We start from the raw sequence: 1,165 nt of genomic DNA, 5'->3' as shown, positions 1-1,165 counted from the left end.
TTCGATGTTCGTATGTCCCAAAATGCGGCTTACGCTCTCTATCGGCATACCCTTGCAGAGAGCCAGGGTTGCGAATCCATGACGTGAGCAATGGAAGCTGATGTCCTTATTCACGCCGCATTCCCGTATCATCTTCTTCAACGGTTTGCAGATTGACCAATAGTTCAGATTGGGGAATACCAAGTCGTTTTCTTGGAACGGTCGGTAACGCTCGATTATCTGCAAGGGGATGTCCAGCAGCTTTACTTGGAAAGGTACGCCCGTCTTGTGACGCTTGGAGATAATCCATTTCTCGCCGTTCACCTCCACGATTCGGTCGTTGGTCAGTTCCTTGATGTCCACGAAAGAAAGGGCGGTGAAGCTCGCAAACACGAACAGGTCACGGATGTATGCCAGCTTCGGGTCTGCGAACTCGTGCGTCATTACCGCCTTCAACTCATCCTCCGTCAAAAACTCACGCTCCTTGACCTTCGGGCTGATGTGGAACTGCGCAAACGGGTTTCTCGGTATCAGACCGTTGAAGTGCGCACGCATCACCACACCTTTCAGCCACATGCACTTTTCCCATATCGTGCCGTTGCGTAATCCCGCTTCCGTGGCGAGATAGACCGCAAACTCCTTGATGAAGTCGGGAGTAAGTTCCAGCATCGACATATCGCTGCGCTTGTAGAATGACTTGATGAATGCCGCCACATAGTTCCTTGCCACTACCCTTGACTGATAGGTCGCCAATTTCCTGTCCTTGCCGACACGCTTCTTGAACACCTCGTTCTCACGGTCGAAGGCTTTGAGCAGCGTTTCATACTCGCCGCCTATGCCCTGATAGGCGTTGCGTACCATCTCTGCCGTCACAAACGCCTCACGGTCGGATATGTGCTGGTAGTGCTTGATGATTTGCGCCTTGATGTTGTCAAGCGCAAGGTTCGTTTCCCTTGCCTCAAAACTCTTGCCTTTGGCACGGTTGCCCTTTGCATCCCAAAGTTCTTTTGAGATGCTCCGCTTGCAACTGAACTGCGCCACCGTTCCGTTGATTGTAACCCGTCCCATGATGGGGACAGTTCCATTTTTCTCCTTGCTGCCGTTCGCATAGAACAGCACGCGAAATGTGCTCCTTGTCATACTCGTTCTTTTTTGGTTGCAAAACTATAAATCAACGAGTTAAACC

General features: G+C 51.1%; 1 protein-coding gene. It reads right to left on the bottom strand.

What is annotated here, in order from left to right; translation table 11 throughout:
* On the bottom strand, positions 1–1,119 hold a 1,119-nt coding region (locus QVP67_RS03805), incomplete at its 3' end, for a site-specific integrase (RefSeq protein WP_288179876.1).
* Between the last annotated feature and the right edge of the window lie 46 nt (positions 1,120–1,165).

This window comes from Bacteroides sp. CAG:633 (assembly GCF_000435115.1).
GTDB classification, from domain to species: domain Bacteria; phylum Bacteroidota; class Bacteroidia; order Bacteroidales; family Bacteroidaceae; genus Bacteroides; species Bacteroides ndongoniae.
This window is presented reverse-complemented; position numbering and strand designations above follow the sequence as displayed.